This window comes from Acidobacteriota bacterium (assembly GCA_039030395.1).
In the GTDB taxonomy this organism is placed as follows: domain Bacteria; phylum Acidobacteriota; class Thermoanaerobaculia; order Multivoradales; family JBCCEF01; genus JBCCEF01.
On sequence record JBCCEF010000001.1, the window covers coordinates 256,679 to 273,193 of the forward strand.

Consider the following 16,515-nt stretch of genomic DNA (forward strand, 5'->3'; position numbering starts at 1 on the left):
ATCAGGAGGGCAGCTTGAAGCGCGCCAAGCTGGTGCTCAGCTCCTCAGCCAACCGCTCGAGCTGCTCGGCAATGACACGACCTTCCTGCACTGAATCGGTGGTTCGGCTGGTGATCTCGGCGACGGAGCGGACGCCCTGGGCCACCTGCTCGACACCCGCCACCTGCTCCTGCGTCGCCGAGGAGATGCGGATGGCGAGCTGTGCCGAGACGCCGGCAATGGAGCCGATCTCTTCCAACCGCTCGCCCGCCTTCTGGGTCACCTGAAATCCGGTTTCGACCTCCCGGGTTCCGTTCTCCATCGCCCGCACGGTCTCCTGGATTTCCGCCTGTACCGTTTCGATCAATTCAGCGATTCGCTTGGTCGCCTTGGCCGAATCGTCAGCCAGTTTGCGCACCTCGTCCGCCACCACCGCAAAGCGCGCCCCTTCGGCGCCCGCACCGGAGGCCTCGATGGCGGCGTTCAGAGCCAGCAGGTTGGTCTGAGACGAAATGTCCGAAATGGTCTCGACGATTTCCGAAATCTCCAGGGAACGGTCGCCCAAAACCTTGATTCGACCGGCGATTCCCTGCACCTCGGAACGAATTCGCTGCATGCTGTCCAGAGTCTGCCCCACCGCCTGCTGCCCCGCCTCGGCGGCTTCTCGGGTTTGACGCGCCGCCTGCTCGGAGCCTTCGGCGTTCTGCGCGACCGCTCGAACATTGGTCGAAACCAAGGCAACTTCGCGGTTCATTCGCTGCGTGTCCTCGGCCTGGTTCCGGATGTCCGTCACCATGCGGTCTGTCGCCTCGATCATCTGGCCGGCCCCACCGTTGACGGACTCTGCGGTCCGACGGACACCGATCAGAATCTCGCCGATCTGCTCCACCACCAGGTTGATCGCGTCCACCACGTTGCCCAGCACGTCCTCCGTCACGCGTCCCCGCTGGGTCAGGTCGCCCTTGGCGATCTCTGTCGAAACGAGCAGGAACTCACGGATATTGGCCTGCAAACTCTCTCGCTCGACGCGATCCACTTCGCCTTGCGCTTCCTGCTCCCGACGTAGTTCCTGGCGCTCTCCGAGAAGCCGGTTGAAGGCACCGGAGACGACGCCGAACTCATCGCGCGAAGTCACCGGAACGGGTTCCGAATAGTCGCCGCGGCTCGCTCGCAAAGCCGCACCCGCCATCGCCCGTAGGGGACGGGTGACGCGGTCCGCAAAGAAGAAGGCGGCGATCGCCCCTAGGAGACCGAAGAGGGCGAGCCAGCCCAACACCTGGAGGGCTGCACGCTGAGCCTCCTCAGCCGACTCGCTGAGATCGAAACCTACCCGTACCGTGGCCGAGTCGCCGGCTACACGGCGGGCCATCTCGAGCGCTCGGCGACTCGCCCCTGAGCCACCGACGGCGATCTCCACCGGCGCGCCAGGACGGGCCGTGACCGCCTGCACCGCCGCGGGATCGACTCCTTCGGCGAAGGCACCGGCCAGCTGAGCGCCGGTACGGTCGGCAATCACCAGGTACGCCAACCCCGATTCCCCAGCAGCCCCGGCAACCAAATGGCGAACCGCTTCCGTATCTCCATCGGCCAAAGGTTGCCGGAGTTGCGCCACCCAGGATTCGGCGATCACCCGGCCTCGGTCCGCAGTGAGTCCTTCGTACTGCCGCTGGAGGACAAAGGCGGTCGCCAGACTGGCCACCAGCGCAAGGGCCAGGATCCAACCGAGAAAGAAGAACAAGATCTTCGCTTTGAGGCGAACTCCTCCGCCCTGGGAGGAGCGCTCCCGCCGAGGCTCCTCACGATCTCGCAGGGCTCGTTGCGGCGCGAGCGCTTTGCGGAGACGCTCCAGCGTTCCGGGCCGTGAAGTGGACGATTTGGCAATGGACTCAGCCATGGGTAGCAATCCCTCCTGACATCTCCGCACGATGGACGCCCAAGGCGCCGAGCATCCGACCCACATGAAGCAGTATGGCGCTGCGATCCCGCGACGTCTCGGCCCCGGCGGCTAAAGACTCCAGACGCGCCCGGGCGAACTCCTGACGACCCTCCTCCAGAGTGCTCGGCGGAGCTAGAGCAGCGTGATCGAGAAGTTCGAATCCCAAGACCTTTTCGATGTCGAGAGCCGCCTCCAACGAGCCACTGGTCACGATGATCGCCAGGCCTCGTGACTCCACCGGACCCTCGCCGAGATGTTCGTGAAGAAGCAAGAGCGGGAGAACGCGGCCGCGAAAATTCGCCAAACCAGCGACCCACTCAGGACTATGGGGCACGGGCGTCAGGAGATCGTACGGAACGACTCCCTGGCACTCGCGGCCGAGCAAGCCGACCACCCGCCCTCCAACCTGCACGAAGCAGACCCTCTCTTCGACCGCCTGGGTAGCGTTCATGGTTCACACTGACGAGCAACAGCCTCGGAAAGCTGCTCCGCCGTAAAAGGCTTGGTCAGGTAGTCCGCGGCTCCCTGCATCTTTCCCCACTCGATATCGCTCTCTTCCTTCTTCGAGCTGATCAGAACCACCGGCAACCGGCGCGTGGCGTCCTGCCGACGCAATGAACGGAGGATCTGGTACCCGTTGCGCTCCGGCATCACCACGTCGAGGAGCAGCACGGCAGGCCGTTCCTCAGCAATTCTGACTTCGAGGTCGGGTTCGTTGGGAAGGTCTACAATTTCGTGTCCAGCATCCTGCAACATGGTCCGGACGAGCGTGACAACTTCCGGCGCATCGTCCACTACGACCACTTTAGCCATGGTCTCCCCTCCGCCGATGCGCGCCACCGGGCTGGCGCCGGGGCGCGCGGATCGCAAGCATCAACAAAAAAACAACGACAAAAAACAAAGGCTACCGGAGTAGCAGGCCCGCATTATAGGCCATGCCAGAGCAACATGCTTTAGCATATCTATAGGCAGTTGACGCTGGATTCGGAAGGCTCTGACGCGCCGCAGCGTGCTCAGAAATATCGAGAAACTCGATTCGAAGAATACTTTCGATCTTGAGTTGACCTGCCCGTCACTCAACCGAAAGATTCCATCGAAGGATCATTACACGAACAATCGGGGCTGGCGGATTCCCCCGGCGAGGACCGAAAGGATCCCTTTGAAGAGCTGCTGCCACGTAGGGATCCAGGATTCACTGGCACGGGACTTCACCAGCGCCGCAGAGGCCTTCGAGATGGTCCTCGAGATGCGGCACGGCGATCGCCGCGCCCAGTTCAACCTGGACCGGGTGCGCCTGAACCGGACCTCGAGGAACTCGGCCTAGCGGTCTCCCCGGACCCCGGTGGCCTTGGCCTTCAAGAAGTCGCGGTTCAAGCGGGCGATCCAGTCCACGCTGATGCCCTTCGGGCACACTGCCTCGCACTCGCGGTAGTTCGAGCAGTAGCCGAAACCCTCGTCCTCCATCGCCTCGACCATCCGAACCGCCCGCGACGGGCGCTCCGTTTGGCCCTGCGGCAGGCTGCCGAGGTGCCCCGCCTTGGCGGAGGTGAAGAGCTGCGCGGCGCCGTTCGGACACTGTGCCACGCAGGCGCCACAGCCGATGCAGGCAGCGGCATCAAAGGCCGCATCGGCATTCTCCTTGGCCACCGGGAAAAGGTTCGCCTCCGGCGCAGCACCGGTGGAAACAGAGATGTAACCGCCGGCTTCGATCACCCGATCGAAGGCCGACCGGTTGACCACCAGATCCTTGACCACCGGGAAGGCGGCCGAGCGCCAGGGCTCGATCTGCAAGACGTCGCCGTCCTGGAATTCGCGCATGTGGAGCTGGCAGGTGGCAGTCAGCGCCTGCGGGCCGTGGGCCATGCCGTTGATCATCATGCCGCAGGAGCCGCAGATGCCCTCGCGGCAATCGTGGTCGAAAGCCACTGGCGCCTCGCCCCGCTCGATCAAGCGCTCGTTCAGCACGTCGAGCATTTCCAGGAAGGACGAGTGGGAGCTGATGTCGTCGACCTCGTACTCCACCAGGCGACCTTTGTCCCGCGGGCCCGATTGACGCCAGATTCTGAGGGTCAACTTCATTACTTGTAGCTCCTTTGGCTCGGGTGGACCACGTCGAAGGTCAGGTTTTCCTTGCAGAGGGTCGGCTCCCGGCCAGCCCCCTCGAATTGCCAGGCGGCGACGTAGGAGTACTCCTCGTCGTTGCGCAGCGCCTCGCCCTCTTCGGTCTGGTGCTCTTCCCGGAAGTGCCCGCCGGCGGACTCCTCGCGGTCGAGGGCGTCGCGGCACATCAGCTCCGCCAGCTCAAAGAAGTCGGCTAAGCGACCGGCCTTCTCCAAGGACTGGTTGAGGCCGTCGCCGGTGCCGAGCACCTTGACATCGGCATGGAAGGCGTCGCGCAGCTCGCGCACCTGGCCGATCGCTTCGCGCAGCCCGTCGCCGGTGCGGGACATGCCGCAACGGTCCCACATGATGCCGCCCAGTTCCCGATGGAAGGAATCCACCGTGCGCGAACCATCGACTTCCAGCAACCCGTTGACCCGCTGGCGCACCTCGTCTTCGGTCCGCCGGAAGGCCTCGTCGCCGGTACTGACCTCCTCGCCGAGGTGCCCGGCCAGGTAGTCGCCGATAGTGAGCGGCAGCACGAAGTAGCCGTCCGCCAAGCCCTGCATCAGGGCGCTCGCTCCCAGGCGGTTGGCACCGTGGTCGGAGAAATTGGCCTCGCCGATGGAGTACAGGCCCTGGACGTTGGTCATCAGGTTGTAGTCCACCCACAGGCCGCCCATGGTGTAGTGCGGCGCCGGATAGATGCGCATCGGGACTTCGTAGGGGTTCTCGCCGGTGATCCGCTGGTACATCTCGAAAAGATTGCCGTAGCGGTCGGCGATGGCCTGCTGTCCGAGGCGCTCGATGGCGTCGGCGAAGTCCAGATAGACGCCGTTCTCGAGCTCCCCCACCCCCTTGCCGGCGTCGATCATCGACTTGGCGTTGCGCGAGGCGACGTCCCGCGGTACCAGATTGCCGAAGCTCGGGTAACGGCGCTCCAGATAGTAGTCCCGTTCGGTGTCCGGAATCTGCCCCGGCGGGCGGTTGTCTTCAGCCTGATCGGGCACCCAGATCCGCCCGTCGTTGCGCAGCGACTCGCTCATCAGGGTGAGCTTCGACTGGTACTCGCCGGACTGCGGAATGCAGGTGGGGTGGATCTGCGTGTAGCAGGGGTTGGCAAACAGAGCGCCACGCCGGTGGGCACGCCAGGCGGCGGTGACGTTGCAGCCCTTGGCGTTGGTCGAAAGGTAGTAGACGTTGCTGTAGCCGCCGGTCGCCAGCACCACCGCGTGGCCGGCGTGAGAGGTAACCTCGCCGGTCACCAGATTGCGCACCACGATGCCCTTGGCGACGTTGTCCTCGACCACCACATCGAGCAACTCGGTGCGCGGGAACATCCGCACCTGGCCGGTTTCGATTTGCCGGCAGAGGGCCTGATAGGCGCCCAGCAGGAGCTGCTGGCCGGTCTGGCCGCGGGCATAGAAGGTGCGCGACACCTGGGCGCCGCCGAAGGAGCGATTGTCGAGCAATCCACCGTATTCGCGGGCGAAGGGTACTCCCTGAGCCACCGCCTGATCGATAATTTCGACGCTGACCTCCGCCAGCCGGTGGACGTTGGCCTCGCGGGAGCGGAAGTCACCGCCCTTGACCGTGTCGTAGAACAGGCGGTGCACGCTGTCGCCGTCGTTGCGGTAGTTCTTGGCGGCGTTGATGCCGCCCTGGGCGGCGATCGAGTGGGCGCGGCGCGGGCTGTCCTGGAAACAGAAGCACTTCACCCGGTAGCCCATCTCGCCGAGGGTGGCGGCGGCGGAGCCGCCGGCCAGGCCGGAGCCGACCACCAGAATCTCGAACTTACGGCGGTTGGAGGGGTTGACCAGCTTGAGGTGCTCCAGGTGGTTCTGCCACTTCTCGTCCATCGGGCCAGCGGGAATCTTGGCGTCCAGTTGCATCGTCACGCGCTCCTCAAGAGACCAGCCCGGTGAGCACCGCCAGCGGCACCGAGATGAAACCGACGGTCACGATCACCGCGAAGGCGGTGGCGAAGGCGCGGCGCCAGGGATTGAACCGCGGGTGATTCCAGCCGAGGGACTGAAACAGGCTCCACAGACCGTGGTAGAGGTGGAAGCCCAAGGCCAGATTGGCGATGGCGTAGACCCCGGCCACCAGAGGGTTCTGAAAAGCGGTCACCACGTTGTGGTAAACGTCCCCGGGGATGAAGTCCCCATGCACATTGCCGAAGGTCAGGTGCATCAGGTGGTACACGACATAGAGGGCGATCAACACCCCGCCCCAGCGCATGGTGCGGACAGCGTAGTCCATCTGCACCGCGTCGCGCCGCCGGTAGCCTTCCGGCCGCGCCTTCCGGGCCAGGCGCACCAGAGCGATGGCGCTGGCGATGTGGATCACCACCGCCGCCAGCAGGCCGATGCGCAAAATCCACAGCATCCCGCTGTGGGGCAATAGAGGGGCACCGATTTCCCGCAGCCACTCCGCATAGGCGTTGAATTTCTCGGCTCCCTGGAAAACCTTCAAATTGCCGGTCATGTGGGTGAACACGAAGCCGAAGAGGACGATCCCGGAGATCGCCATCGCCGCCTTCTTACCGACGGCCGAGCGGTATACGCTGGCAAACCAGTTCATAGAGAGTCCTTTTCCAAGCTGGCAAAAGTAGATTCAGACGTCCTACACCACTCCATAATAGACCTTGGTGGGAGGATACGGAATCGACCGTCGCGGCGCATCACGACCGCCGCCTCCGCCGGCGGTAGCGTCGGCGCCGGCGGCGCGGCCGCTGCCCTTCGGAACGGCCCTCGGAGCCGCCGTGGTCGTCGTTCCTTTCCGCCCGCCGGCCGCGGCTCTGGTCCCACCGTTCCAGCTCTTCGTGGCCCTCGCCGGTAGCTCGCACCAGCAAGGCGAAGAGGAAGCGAGCATCGTTGAAGTAAGGTCGTTGAGCGAAGCGCTGCCGGGAATTGTCGGACCAACCGGGCTCGCACATACGCAAAAAGCCGGTCAGGCTGCGAATCACCCGCTGCCGCCGCTCACGGGATAGGGTGAAGCGCTCGAAGAGTGGCTCCGCCAGGTCCTCCACCAGCTTTGCCAGCGCCGCCCGGGTCATCGCCCGGCCGCGCCGCTGCTCGATCACCTGCCGGCCTTCGAGCACCCCCGGCAGCAGGATCGCCGCCAGCAAACCGATATCCGAAAGCGAGTTGCCCTCCGCCGCCATCGCATCGATCACCGGCAGCATCCGGCCGAAGTCGACACCCGTCGGATGCTGTGCCCGAACCATCGCCCGCACCTCCGGCAAGACCTCTTCCAACAGGCCGAGGTCCAGCATCCACTGAGCGGCATTGCCGGCGTGGCCACAGCGCAGGAGCTGAAGGATCTCCTCCGTCACCCGCGGTTTGGAGGCTTTGTCGAGTTCCCTGCGCTGCCGGTAGATCGCTTCCTGGCTGGCGCGATCGATCCCGAAGCCGAGGCGCGCCGCAAATTCACAGGCCCGCAGCATGCGTACCGGATCCTCTTGAAAACGCACGTCCGGATCGCCGATGGTGGTGATGCGCTTGGCCTTCAGATCGTCCAGGCCGCCGACATAGTCGATCACCGAGAAGTCGTCGATGTTGTAGAACAGCGCGTTGACCGTGAAGTCGCGGCGGAAGGCATCCTGGCGGGGCGTTCCGTAGGCGTTGTCGCTGGTGATCAGCAAATCGTCGTCGGCGCTCGCCTGAGCCTCCGCCTCGGGCTGCCGCCGAAAGGTGGCGACTTCGACGATCTCGCCCTTGAAGAAGACGTGCACCAACCGGAAACGCCGGCCGATAATGCGCGAATTGCGGAACAGCCGGCGCACGTCGTCCGGCCGCGCATCGGTCGCCACGTCGAAATCCTTCGGCGTGCGTCCGAGCATCAGATCGCGCACCCCTCCCCCCACCAGGAAGGCTTTATAGCCTGACCGGTTCAGCCGATACAGAACCTTGAGCGTATTGCTCGAGATATTCGAACGGGAGATCGGGTGGTCTGGCCGGGGACAAACGTGCGGCTCGGTGGTGCTCACGGAGCGCCATTATACGGGCTACCAGGGCGCTGAACTACGGCTTCGCCGATCTTTTCAGCATCCCTGCTCGCTGTTCGTTGTGAGGGGGCTGGACGCCGCCTCGCCTTAGGGCTCGGTGGCGGGCCGCAGAGTCGTTTTCAACCCTCTGCTCCGCGCCGTCAGCCGTCAAGGGGGCCTGTCTAGGAAGAGGCGAAAAAGGGACCTCGGAACGCCCGTCTACGCTCGGAGGCGGTGAGCGTCGACGGACGCTCCGAGGTGTCATGCGCTGAACTGTCCCTCTCTAAATCAATTCCCGTGCCACCTTCGCCGCCCTCCGAGAAACGCCGACGATACGGGCGCTTTTGGATCGATGACGATTTTGGGCTGCCGCCGCATGTGACCGGATTGTGTCCAGAAACTGTCCAGCCTTGTGTCCAGGTGTGTCCGATGAGTGTCCAATGAAAAAGCACGGTCGTGCATAAATCGTCCAAAGCAAAAAAAGGGGGCAGCGTCGCACCCCAGGCGACGCTGCCCTTCCTCCGTGGACAACGAGTCCAGAAACTCCATGGCGATCTCCTCCCGAGAATCACCTACAGGATCAGCCAACAGTGTTGCCGTGGAGACCGTACCGCCGGCGACCGGATTCTCGAGACTCACTTCGAGATACGCCGCCTATGACGCCATCGGTCCCCTTGTTGCACGGCCTACAATCAGGAAGCCGGCGAAGCCAAGCAAGAGCACAAGAATGATCAAGCCGAGCGTGCCGACCGTGGGAATTTCGAGGATGGAAACGACCTCGGTGTCATCGTCCGTAGAGGAATTGTTGGCATCCGAAGGATCTTCGACCCCCGAAGTGATGGACGCGGTGTTTGAGAGGAAGCCTTGGGCGTCCGCGGCGACCATACAGGTCGCCACATACTCCACCACGGACCCCACCGGAAGACTCAACGTTTCCATCAAGTCCCCTGCTCCCGAACCGTTGCCACTCGCGCCGCCGGTCGCAGTGCTGTCCCACAGGCAATTCTGAAGCTCTGCGGGGAAGGGGTCGACGACGGTCGCCGATACGACGTCGTTGGGACCGAGATTCATGACGGTGATGACGTATGTGACGTCCTGACCAGCCGTCACCACCCCAACGCCATCGGTCTTCTCGATGGATAGGTCCGCAGACTTGGTCGGACACCCGGCGGGCGCCGCGACGAGGAACGGATCGAAGACGACATCAGCACTGACTGAGTCTCCATTCCCCGGACCGACTCCGGAGGGACCATCGGATACGCCCCACCAGTTGTCCGTGAAGGTCGTGCCGGCACCGCCGAGATTTTCCACACCAAGGGCGTTGTGAACGACACAGTTGCTGCTGGAAGCTACTTCGAAGGTCGCCCCGGCATCGAGTTCGACTCCCGCTGCCGGATGAAACAGAATCCAGTTGCTTTCAACAAGAGCGGATGCGCCATCCAGCCGAATTCCCCCGGCACCGTTCGGAAGCTCAATCGCTCCGCTGGCGTCGCTGCCGATCCGATTCCCCTGAATGGTCGTTCCAACCGTTCCCGCGTTGACTGAAATCCCGATCGCCGAGTTCCCGGCGATGACATTTCCAGCACCGGGAATGCTGTCGCCGATGGCGGTTGTCGAGACGGCAGCATCGACCAGCACCCCCGCCGCCCCGTTGCCCAGGCCAGAAGCGCCTGACGCGTCCGTGCCGATTAGATTTCCGAGAAGCGAGTTGCCCAAGGTGCCAACGCCCTCGAAGTGAACGCCGTTGAGAACGTTGCCCGAGATGAGATTGCCGGTGGTGCCGTCACCGATCATGTTGTCGACGCCGCCGTCTACTCTGATGCCCGATTCGGTGTTTCCGATGGCCGTCGTACCGGTGGTGTCGGTCCCAATGTAGTTACCCAACACGAAATTCCCGGTCGCCCCGTTTCCGAGGATCAAGATCCCGTCCCGCCCATTGCCGGAGATGGTATTGCGCTCTGCGGAAGTGGCACCGCCGATCACGCTGCCGGACGCATTGGCGATCACGACCCCGATCACCGAGTTGGGAAGAGCCGCCGTGCCGCCGGCGTCGAGGCCGATCAGGTTGCCGCGAACCAAATTCCCCACCGATGCCGCGCCACCGATCCGAACTCCAGTCAGGTCATTGCCGGCCAGTTGGTTTCCCGACCCGGGGAAGATCCCGCCGATCTCATTCCCCGGCGAACCTGTGACGAAGACTCCGTGCTGCGTATTTCCGAGATCGACGCTACCCGTCACATCGGTACCCACCAGATTGCCTTGGATCACATTGGCAGTCGTCGTCGAGTTGATGACCTTGATGCCGTTGGTGTCGTTGCCGGAAACAACGTTGCCGAGATCGACTCCACCGATGACATTCGACGAAGCCCCGATCTCGACCAGCACACCGTTCTCGGCGTTGCCCAGATCTGCCGTACCCGACTCGTCGGTTCCGATGAGATTTCTCCATACGGAATTGCCGGTCGTCGAATCATCGCGAAGGTTGACGCCGTTGGCGCCGTTGGCTGAGATCACGTTCGCATCGGACGCGTCGACCCCGCCGATGACATTGTCACTGGCCCCCGCCGCAACCAGAACACCACTCCCGGCATTGCCGAGCGGCACAGTTCCGGAGATATCAACACCCATATGATTGCCTAGGACGGTGTTCGATTCGCTTCCGACACCTGCGATTCGGACTCCCGAGCCTCCGTTGCCGGAGATGACATTGCCGCCGTCGGGAGCGGTACCAACCGGTTCCGGACCACCCACCGTGGTGTCCGTGGCTCCGGAGAGGATTGCCACTCCATCGCCGTCATTGCCTAGGGCCGAAGCGCCGGCTGCGTCCGTACCGATGTGATTCCCTTCGAGGTCGGTGCCCGTCGTTCCGGCTCCGGCGATTTCCACCCCGGTGCCGGCGTTGCCCGAGACGAGGTTGCGGCCCACTGCCGTACTGGTCGTGGCCCCAGATATGAAGATCCCTCGCCCGCCGTTGCCCAGGTCAACGGAGCCGGTCACATCCGTCCCCACATAGTTGCTTGCAATTGCGGTTGCGTTGACCCCTGAAAGGCGGATTCCACCTTGGATGTTGCCGGAGACCACATTGCGTCCATCGGAGTCGGCGCCACCAATTAGGGTGGCGTCCGCTCCTTGCTGGATCAAGATGCCGTTGGCGTCGTTTGCCAAAGTGGCATCTCCGGCGGCGTTGACTCCAATGAGATTCCCTGAGATGAAGACCCCAAAGGTTCCGGCTCCTCGCAGCCGGATGCCATTGCCCCCGTTTCCGGCAACGACATTGCGAGTTGCGGGAAAGAAACCTCCAATCCTGCCCGTTGCGTTTTCGAAACGCACCCCGTCGCCGCCGTTTCCGAGATCAGCCAGACCTCCGGCGTCGATTCCAATGAAGTTTCCCTCGATCACGCATCCGGTGACTCCACTGAGAACCCGAATTCCGATACCACCGAAGCTATGGATGGCGAGGCCACGAATCAAGGCAGGCCCGGGACCGGCGACGCGAAGTCCGTCCGCTCCGACGGCGCTACCGTCAATCACGACCTGAATCACTGCGTTCGAGCCGCCAGCATCCGGTGCATTGGTATTGGCGCTCGCGCCCGCCTGGGAGTAGCCATCGATCGTGAGTGCCTCACCGATGGAAGGGAGCAGCGATCCCGGGCTGATGTTGTGGGGTCCTGCTCCTGGAATCGCGAACAGGATCGTGTCAGCAGCGACGGTCTGATTCGCCTCGCGAATCGCCGCTCGAAGAGTGCACTCTCCGCCCGCGGTGGCGCAGACCCCATCGATGACGGCGTCTCCCGCGTCGCCGGTGCTGTCGACGGTGAACACCGCCGCCGACGCGCTCTGGCTGATGCCGAAAAGAAACGCCGCCAACAACAGCAACCGAAACCCGGTCCGCCGGCCTCGACCGATTGAGCATGAGCCGGGCCGCCGGGAGCGAAGGCTCTCAAGGAAGAGACGAGCGTGGTGAAACGTGGGGGTGAATCTAGCCTTCAAGGGTACCTTTTGCATTCTCAGTTCTCTCCCAATCGATGCATTGGATTTCCGCCTACAGCAGAGCGAAACCTAAGGCCCGGCGCTAAACGGGTATTGAAAAAAACACAACTCCCGGTCGAGCAGAACGAGCTTCCGTCCCCTATAAAAATGCAGCGGAAAAGTATTGAAAAAAACGCAACTGAACCCTGCCATGACAACGGCTGTTCGCTTGAAATTCGTCGTGGTACGCTGCGGCCGCCGTAGCACTTTGCCAACTCATCCGCGAGGTACAAAAGACGTGAAGACGTTCATCTTTCGCTTCGGATTCGCAATGTTCATCTGGGCAGTCGGTTTCTTTGCCGGCGCAATCGTCTTCGCAATCCCGGCTCTCAGGAACGTTGGGGAGATTCCCTGGGTGTCGGCCAACCCGCTCATCAGCATCCTGGCGATCGGCATCTGGATTCCGCTGATCTGGTGGTACTCACACCGCCAGATCGGGACCTCGCGACGCCCCCGGCGCGACGCCCTCCAGATCGGAATCGTGGTGTGTGTCACCAATATCGCTTTGGACTACGCTGTGGTGTCCGTGGCCATGGGTTCCGGCCTGGGTTTCTATCGGTTTGCAGCGATCTGGCTTGCCTATCTCCTGCTCCTCGTACTTCCGAGCTGGATGGCGCGGCAGCACCTGGTCGACACAGCCGCTGCGGCGTGAAACCGATAGAAACCCAAGGGAGCCAACGGATCGGCATCGCTTCACGCCCAGGAAGACGGATCCCGCACGCGCTGGGATCCTAACCCCTTACAACGTATTGCCTCCGCCGGAGGCAACCCACCCTTGGCGGGTCGTCGGTCAGTTCTCTGCGAAGTGCGAGCGCGCGCCGAGCGAGGCGCCTTGGTATCCGTTCGACGGGCGGGCAGGCGTGACGTAGCTCCCCGGGACTGCGCTTCCGATCGTCAGTCCGAGGAGTTGTCCACTTGGGACTTCTCTGTCGTATCGACACCCGGGTCGCGCAGGATCGTCACGCTGTTGAGCCCATCGACGTCGAGGCCATCGATCAGAAGGTCATTCCAGTAGATCCATGTGGAGGCGTCTGTGGATTCGATCTGATTGCCGTCGTAGCGCACGTGGTTGATCGGTCCGTCCGAGTAGTCGCCTTCCGCGATCACTCGGCCAGGACCTCGGATGAGGTTGTCGCGGAACACACCCTGAGCGTCGGAAAGTCTCAGCGGGGACCGGTCGGGCCGGTGGTAGATCTGGGTGCCACTGCCGTCGGCATCGACCAAGAAGTTGTCCACGATTTCGCTGTCCTCGAAGACCAGGGTGCTGCCGAAAGAGTACAGGCCGCCGCCGCTCGATATGGCGCTGCACCGCTCGATGACCGAATCTCTGACCGAGACCTCGGACAGGATCCAGGCCACCATGCCCCCGCCTCTGCCGGCCTGGCCGGTGCCTGATTCCAGCACGTCGCAATCTCGGATCTCTACGCCATCCAGGGTCGCCAAAGCCAGCGAGAACCGCACTCCCGCTGCCGACGCGGCCTCGGGGTTGAGTTGGCGAACATCCACGTCTTCGATGATCACGTTCTCCAGCACCGCGGTGCCATAGTTCCAGTACTCCTCGGGGCCGGGATCGACCGGCACGGTATGGCCCAAAAACTCTCTCTGCTTGTCTCCGCTGACATGAATGGCTCCGGCCGAGCCCGACACCACGTCAGTGTCGCCATAGCGACCCACGAAATAGGAGTCACGTACCGTCAAATGGGCCGAGGGACGGTTGAACTCGCCAAATCCCGTCGACGCGTTGTTGGCGTCGTTGCCTCCGAAGTGGATCGTCCCCACCGTATGGCTAAAGCCGGGAAGGTTGCCGTTGCCCAGGAACTCGCTGCGCTGGATCACACCGGTCGAACGGTAGCCGCTGACGGCCCCCGTACCCTCGGATCGATTCTCCACGAACAGGGAGTCGTCGATCACCAGCAGCACGTCACCTTCCCCATGGATGGCCGAAGACGGCGTACCGGATACCACGCCGTTCGTTGTACAGCCGTTGCCATAGAAGGAGGAATTGGAGACCCTCACAGTGGCGACCGGCTCGGTGTAGTCCTCGTCGTCATAGATCCCGCGAGCCATGATCGCGCCGCCCACGAACTCGCAGTGATTGTCCTCGAAATAGGAGTCACGTACCACGAGGAGCCCACCTTCCAGGTAGATCGCGCCACCGTTCGAACTCTCGCCCGCCCCCGTTGCGCGCAGTGTCGCTCGATTGGCGAAGAACTCGGAGTCGATGACTCTCACTTCGGCTCCGCCTTCGCCGGTTTGGTTGATCTTGATCGCGCCACCGGGTCCCACGGCCGAATTGTTTTCGAAACGGGATCGAATCACCGACACGCGGGTGCCGCCGCTGAGCTTGAGCCCGCCGACACGAAAGTTCGCCACCTGAGGGTCGCCGTGATTCTCTCGGAAGAGGCAGTCCTCGAAGATCGCACTGGCATCTCTGACCGTGACGCCCGTTCCGATGGTGTTTTCCGCTCCGCCGCCATTCTCGAAACTCAGGCCCTGGAATAGGACGCGTCCACGGGTGTCGCCGTCGGTGTTCCGCAGCTTGAAGATCGGGGTGTCGCCCCCGCCGTCCAGCCGAACGCTCGCACCCGGTGCGGCGCGAATGGCGAACTCGCGATGCCGGTTCTGGTGTGAGAAGCCACCCGGCGGCGCCGGATAGATGCCGGCTTCCAGCTCGATCATCTGGCCGTCTTCGACCGATCCCAACGCCGACTGCAACGACCCCGCGTCGGACACCTGGATCAAGTCATCCGCCACGAAAAGCGTCAGGTCCTTGGTCACCGAGTTGCCGCCGCCCGAGGCGTCCGTCACCGTCACGGTGAAATCTGAGAACCCGGCCGACACGGGCGTGCCCCGAATACGCCCCGTATTCGGGTAGAGACGAAGGCCGGCCGGAAGGTCGCCCGTGGCCTGCCAGCGATAGGAACCCTGACCGCCGAGGCCGGTCAGATACACACTGTAGAACTGTCCCACCCGTCCGGTCGGCAACATCTCCTCATCGATGCGAAGCCGACCCTCTGCGACGACGAAGTCCAGAAACCGACCCGCCTGCGCGCCGGCGGCATCGACAACGGAAACGAACAGCCGCCAGGAGCCGGACTGCCTGGGGGTCCCGCGGATACGACCGTAGGTCGGGACGAAGGCCGTCCCCGGCGGCAGCGCGCCCTGGAGGCTCCACAGATAGGGCGGCGAGCCGCCGACCGCATGGAGTTCCGTCGCATAGTGCTCATAGGCCTGCGCCTCGGGTAGCGCGAGATTCGCAATCTGGAGGGTTTGAGCGGACGGCCCCTTTTCCTCCGTCGAGGACTCGCCGGATGCACTTTCGGCGAAACGGTCCTGTGACGCCGGCCGGTTGTCCGCGCTTAGCATGGAGGCCGAAGGGGAGACCCCCAGCGCCAGTAGGAAAAGCGCCAATGCAAACGAAACCAACGACCATCGAGTCATCACGTGCTCCTCTCCGCAGCCTGACATGTCTGCGCGGTACGACCCTCGCCCGGGCAGCCGCGCGCCTTGGAGGATGCACCAAGGGAGGAGCCTGATCTTGAAGAAAACCCAAAATTGGGAGCACGCCCCGGCAGCCTTCGTGCCTTGGTTTCGACGAGTCATGGCAGCCGCAGACCAGCTATTGCGAACGCCTTCGATCCCCCCAGCCTTGACCCTGACGTTACGTAAGGCCCTAGCATGACCCCATGAACAAGAAACTCCACAGAGTCCAAGAGGTCGCCGAAATCGCCGGAGTCTCGGTCCGCACCCTGCATCACTACGACTCCATCGGTCTACTGATCCCGGTCACTCGTACCGACGCCGGCTATCGGCAGTACGACGACGACAACTTGCTGCGCCTCCAAGAGATTCTCATCTGCCGGGAATTCGGCATGTCGCTGGACCAGATCCAGCGGAGCTTGGAGGATCCGAGCTACGAGCGAGCGGTCTCTCTCCAGGCGCACCGAGAGCAACTCTTCCAGCGTCTCCGGCGTACAGAAGGGATGATCCGGTCCGTCGATCTCGCGCTCGAGGCGCTGAGGACCGAGGCCGCGGTACATGCAGAGGATCTGTTTGGGGGGTTCGACCCCTCTCGGTACGCCGAGGAAGTGAAGAAGCGGTGGGGCAACTCCAGCGCCTACCGAGAATCCCAGCGGCGGGTGCGCGGATATGACAAACAAGACTGGGCGAAGATCCGTGCCGAGAACGACGACATCCTGGAGCGGATGGTCAAGCTCATGCAGTCCGGAGCGGCACCGGACGATTCAGCGGCGATGGACCTAGCAGAGAGGCATCGCTACCACATGGATCATTGGTACTACTCGTGTACGCACTCAATCCATTCCGGATTGGCGCATTTGTACGAAACTGATTTGCGTTTCGCCGCGAGTTTCGAGGAACATGCAGAGGGTCTGGCGGCCTTCTTGGCCGCGGCGATTCGAGCCAATTCGGCTCGATTTGAGACCTCGCGGTCGAAAGCCGGCGCTAGTTCTTGAGAAGCCTA

The 16,515-nt window shown here is 63.1% G+C and carries 11 protein-coding genes; 2 read left to right on the top strand and 9 right to left on the bottom strand.

Annotated features, from left to right (window positions below):
- Position 1: 1 nt before the first annotated feature.
- From AAF481_00990 to AAF481_01025, 8 genes are all read right to left on the bottom strand, one after another.
- Entirely contained in the window at positions 2–1,873 is a 1,872-nt protein-coding gene (locus AAF481_00990) for a methyl-accepting chemotaxis protein (protein MEM7479721.1), read from the bottom strand.
- On the bottom strand, positions 1,866–2,366 hold the full coding sequence (locus tag AAF481_00995) for a chemotaxis protein CheW (protein MEM7479722.1): 501 nt from the start codon (positions 2,364–2,366) through the stop codon (positions 1,866–1,868). The genes AAF481_00990 and AAF481_00995 overlap by 8 nt, the downstream gene beginning before the upstream one ends.
- The gene (locus AAF481_01000; GenBank protein MEM7479723.1) at positions 2,363–2,728 is read right to left on the bottom strand and encodes a response regulator; all 366 of its coding nucleotides are present in this window, start codon (positions 2,726–2,728) and stop codon (positions 2,363–2,365) included. The genes AAF481_00995 and AAF481_01000 overlap by 4 nt, the downstream gene beginning before the upstream one ends.
- A 507-nt stretch (positions 2,729–3,235) precedes the next feature.
- Positions 3,236–3,994: a succinate dehydrogenase/fumarate reductase iron-sulfur subunit gene (locus AAF481_01005; protein MEM7479724.1), complete on the bottom strand. Its 759-nt coding sequence runs from the start codon at positions 3,992–3,994 to the stop codon at positions 3,236–3,238.
- Positions 3,994–5,907, bottom strand: coding sequence for a fumarate reductase/succinate dehydrogenase flavoprotein subunit (locus tag AAF481_01010; GenBank protein ID MEM7479725.1), 1,914 nt, complete (start codon positions 5,905–5,907; stop codon positions 3,994–3,996). The genes AAF481_01005 and AAF481_01010 overlap by 1 nt, the downstream gene beginning before the upstream one ends.
- Before the next feature lie 13 nt (positions 5,908–5,920).
- Entirely contained in the window at positions 5,921–6,598 is a 678-nt protein-coding gene (locus tag AAF481_01015; protein ID MEM7479726.1) for a succinate dehydrogenase cytochrome b subunit, read from the bottom strand.
- Between the two features lie 100 nt (positions 6,599–6,698).
- Positions 6,699–8,006 (bottom strand): polynucleotide adenylyltransferase PcnB, encoded by a 1,308-nt coding sequence (gene pcnB, locus AAF481_01020; protein ID MEM7479727.1) that lies wholly within the window; start codon positions 8,004–8,006, stop codon positions 6,699–6,701.
- A gap of 651 nt (positions 8,007–8,657) precedes the next feature.
- Positions 8,658–11,879, bottom strand: coding sequence for a hypothetical protein (locus tag AAF481_01025; protein ID MEM7479728.1), 3,222 nt, complete (start codon positions 11,877–11,879; stop codon positions 8,658–8,660).
- Positions 11,880–12,156: 277 nt separating this feature from the next.
- Here AAF481_01025 and AAF481_01030 point away from each other — a divergent pair, with 277 nt between their 5' ends.
- On the top strand, positions 12,157–12,684 hold the full coding sequence (locus AAF481_01030; protein MEM7479729.1) for a hypothetical protein: 528 nt from the start codon (positions 12,157–12,159) through the stop codon (positions 12,682–12,684).
- A gap of 242 nt (positions 12,685–12,926) precedes the next feature.
- Here AAF481_01030 and AAF481_01035 read toward each other — a convergent pair whose 3' ends face one another.
- The gene (locus AAF481_01035; GenBank protein MEM7479730.1) at positions 12,927–15,473 is read right to left on the bottom strand and encodes an Ig domain-containing protein; all 2,547 of its coding nucleotides are present in this window, start codon (positions 15,471–15,473) and stop codon (positions 12,927–12,929) included.
- Between the two features lie 245 nt (positions 15,474–15,718).
- Between AAF481_01035 and AAF481_01040 the strand changes: the two genes are divergently transcribed.
- Positions 15,719–16,507: a MerR family transcriptional regulator gene (locus AAF481_01040; GenBank protein ID MEM7479731.1), complete on the top strand. Its 789-nt coding sequence runs from the start codon at positions 15,719–15,721 to the stop codon at positions 16,505–16,507.
- The last annotated feature ends 8 nt before the right edge of the window (positions 16,508–16,515 follow it).

Excerpts from the sequence above, each read along its gene's own strand:
- AAF481_00990 (MEM7479721.1), bottom strand. The coding sequence starts at position 1,873 with ATGGCTGAGTCCATTGCCAAATCGTCCACTTCACGGCCCGGAACGCTG.
- AAF481_00995 (MEM7479722.1), bottom strand. The coding sequence starts at position 2,366 with ATGAACGCTACCCAGGCGGTCGAAGAGAGGGTCTGCTTCGTGCAGGTT.
- AAF481_01000 (MEM7479723.1), bottom strand. The coding sequence starts at position 2,728 with ATGGCTAAAGTGGTCGTAGTGGACGATGCGCCGGAAGTTGTCACGCTC.
- AAF481_01005 (MEM7479724.1), bottom strand. The coding sequence starts at position 3,994 with ATGAAGTTGACCCTCAGAATCTGGCGTCAATCGGGCCCGCGGGACAAA.
- AAF481_01010 (MEM7479725.1), bottom strand. The coding sequence starts at position 5,907 with ATGCAACTGGACGCCAAGATTCCCGCTGGCCCGATGGACGAGAAGTGG.
- AAF481_01015 (MEM7479726.1), bottom strand. The coding sequence starts at position 6,598 with ATGAACTGGTTTGCCAGCGTATACCGCTCGGCCGTCGGTAAGAAGGCG.
- AAF481_01035 (MEM7479730.1), bottom strand. The coding sequence starts at position 15,473 with ATGACTCGATGGTCGTTGGTTTCGTTTGCATTGGCGCTTTTCCTACTG.
- AAF481_01040 (MEM7479731.1), top strand. The coding sequence starts at position 15,719 with ATGAACAAGAAACTCCACAGAGTCCAAGAGGTCGCCGAAATCGCCGGA.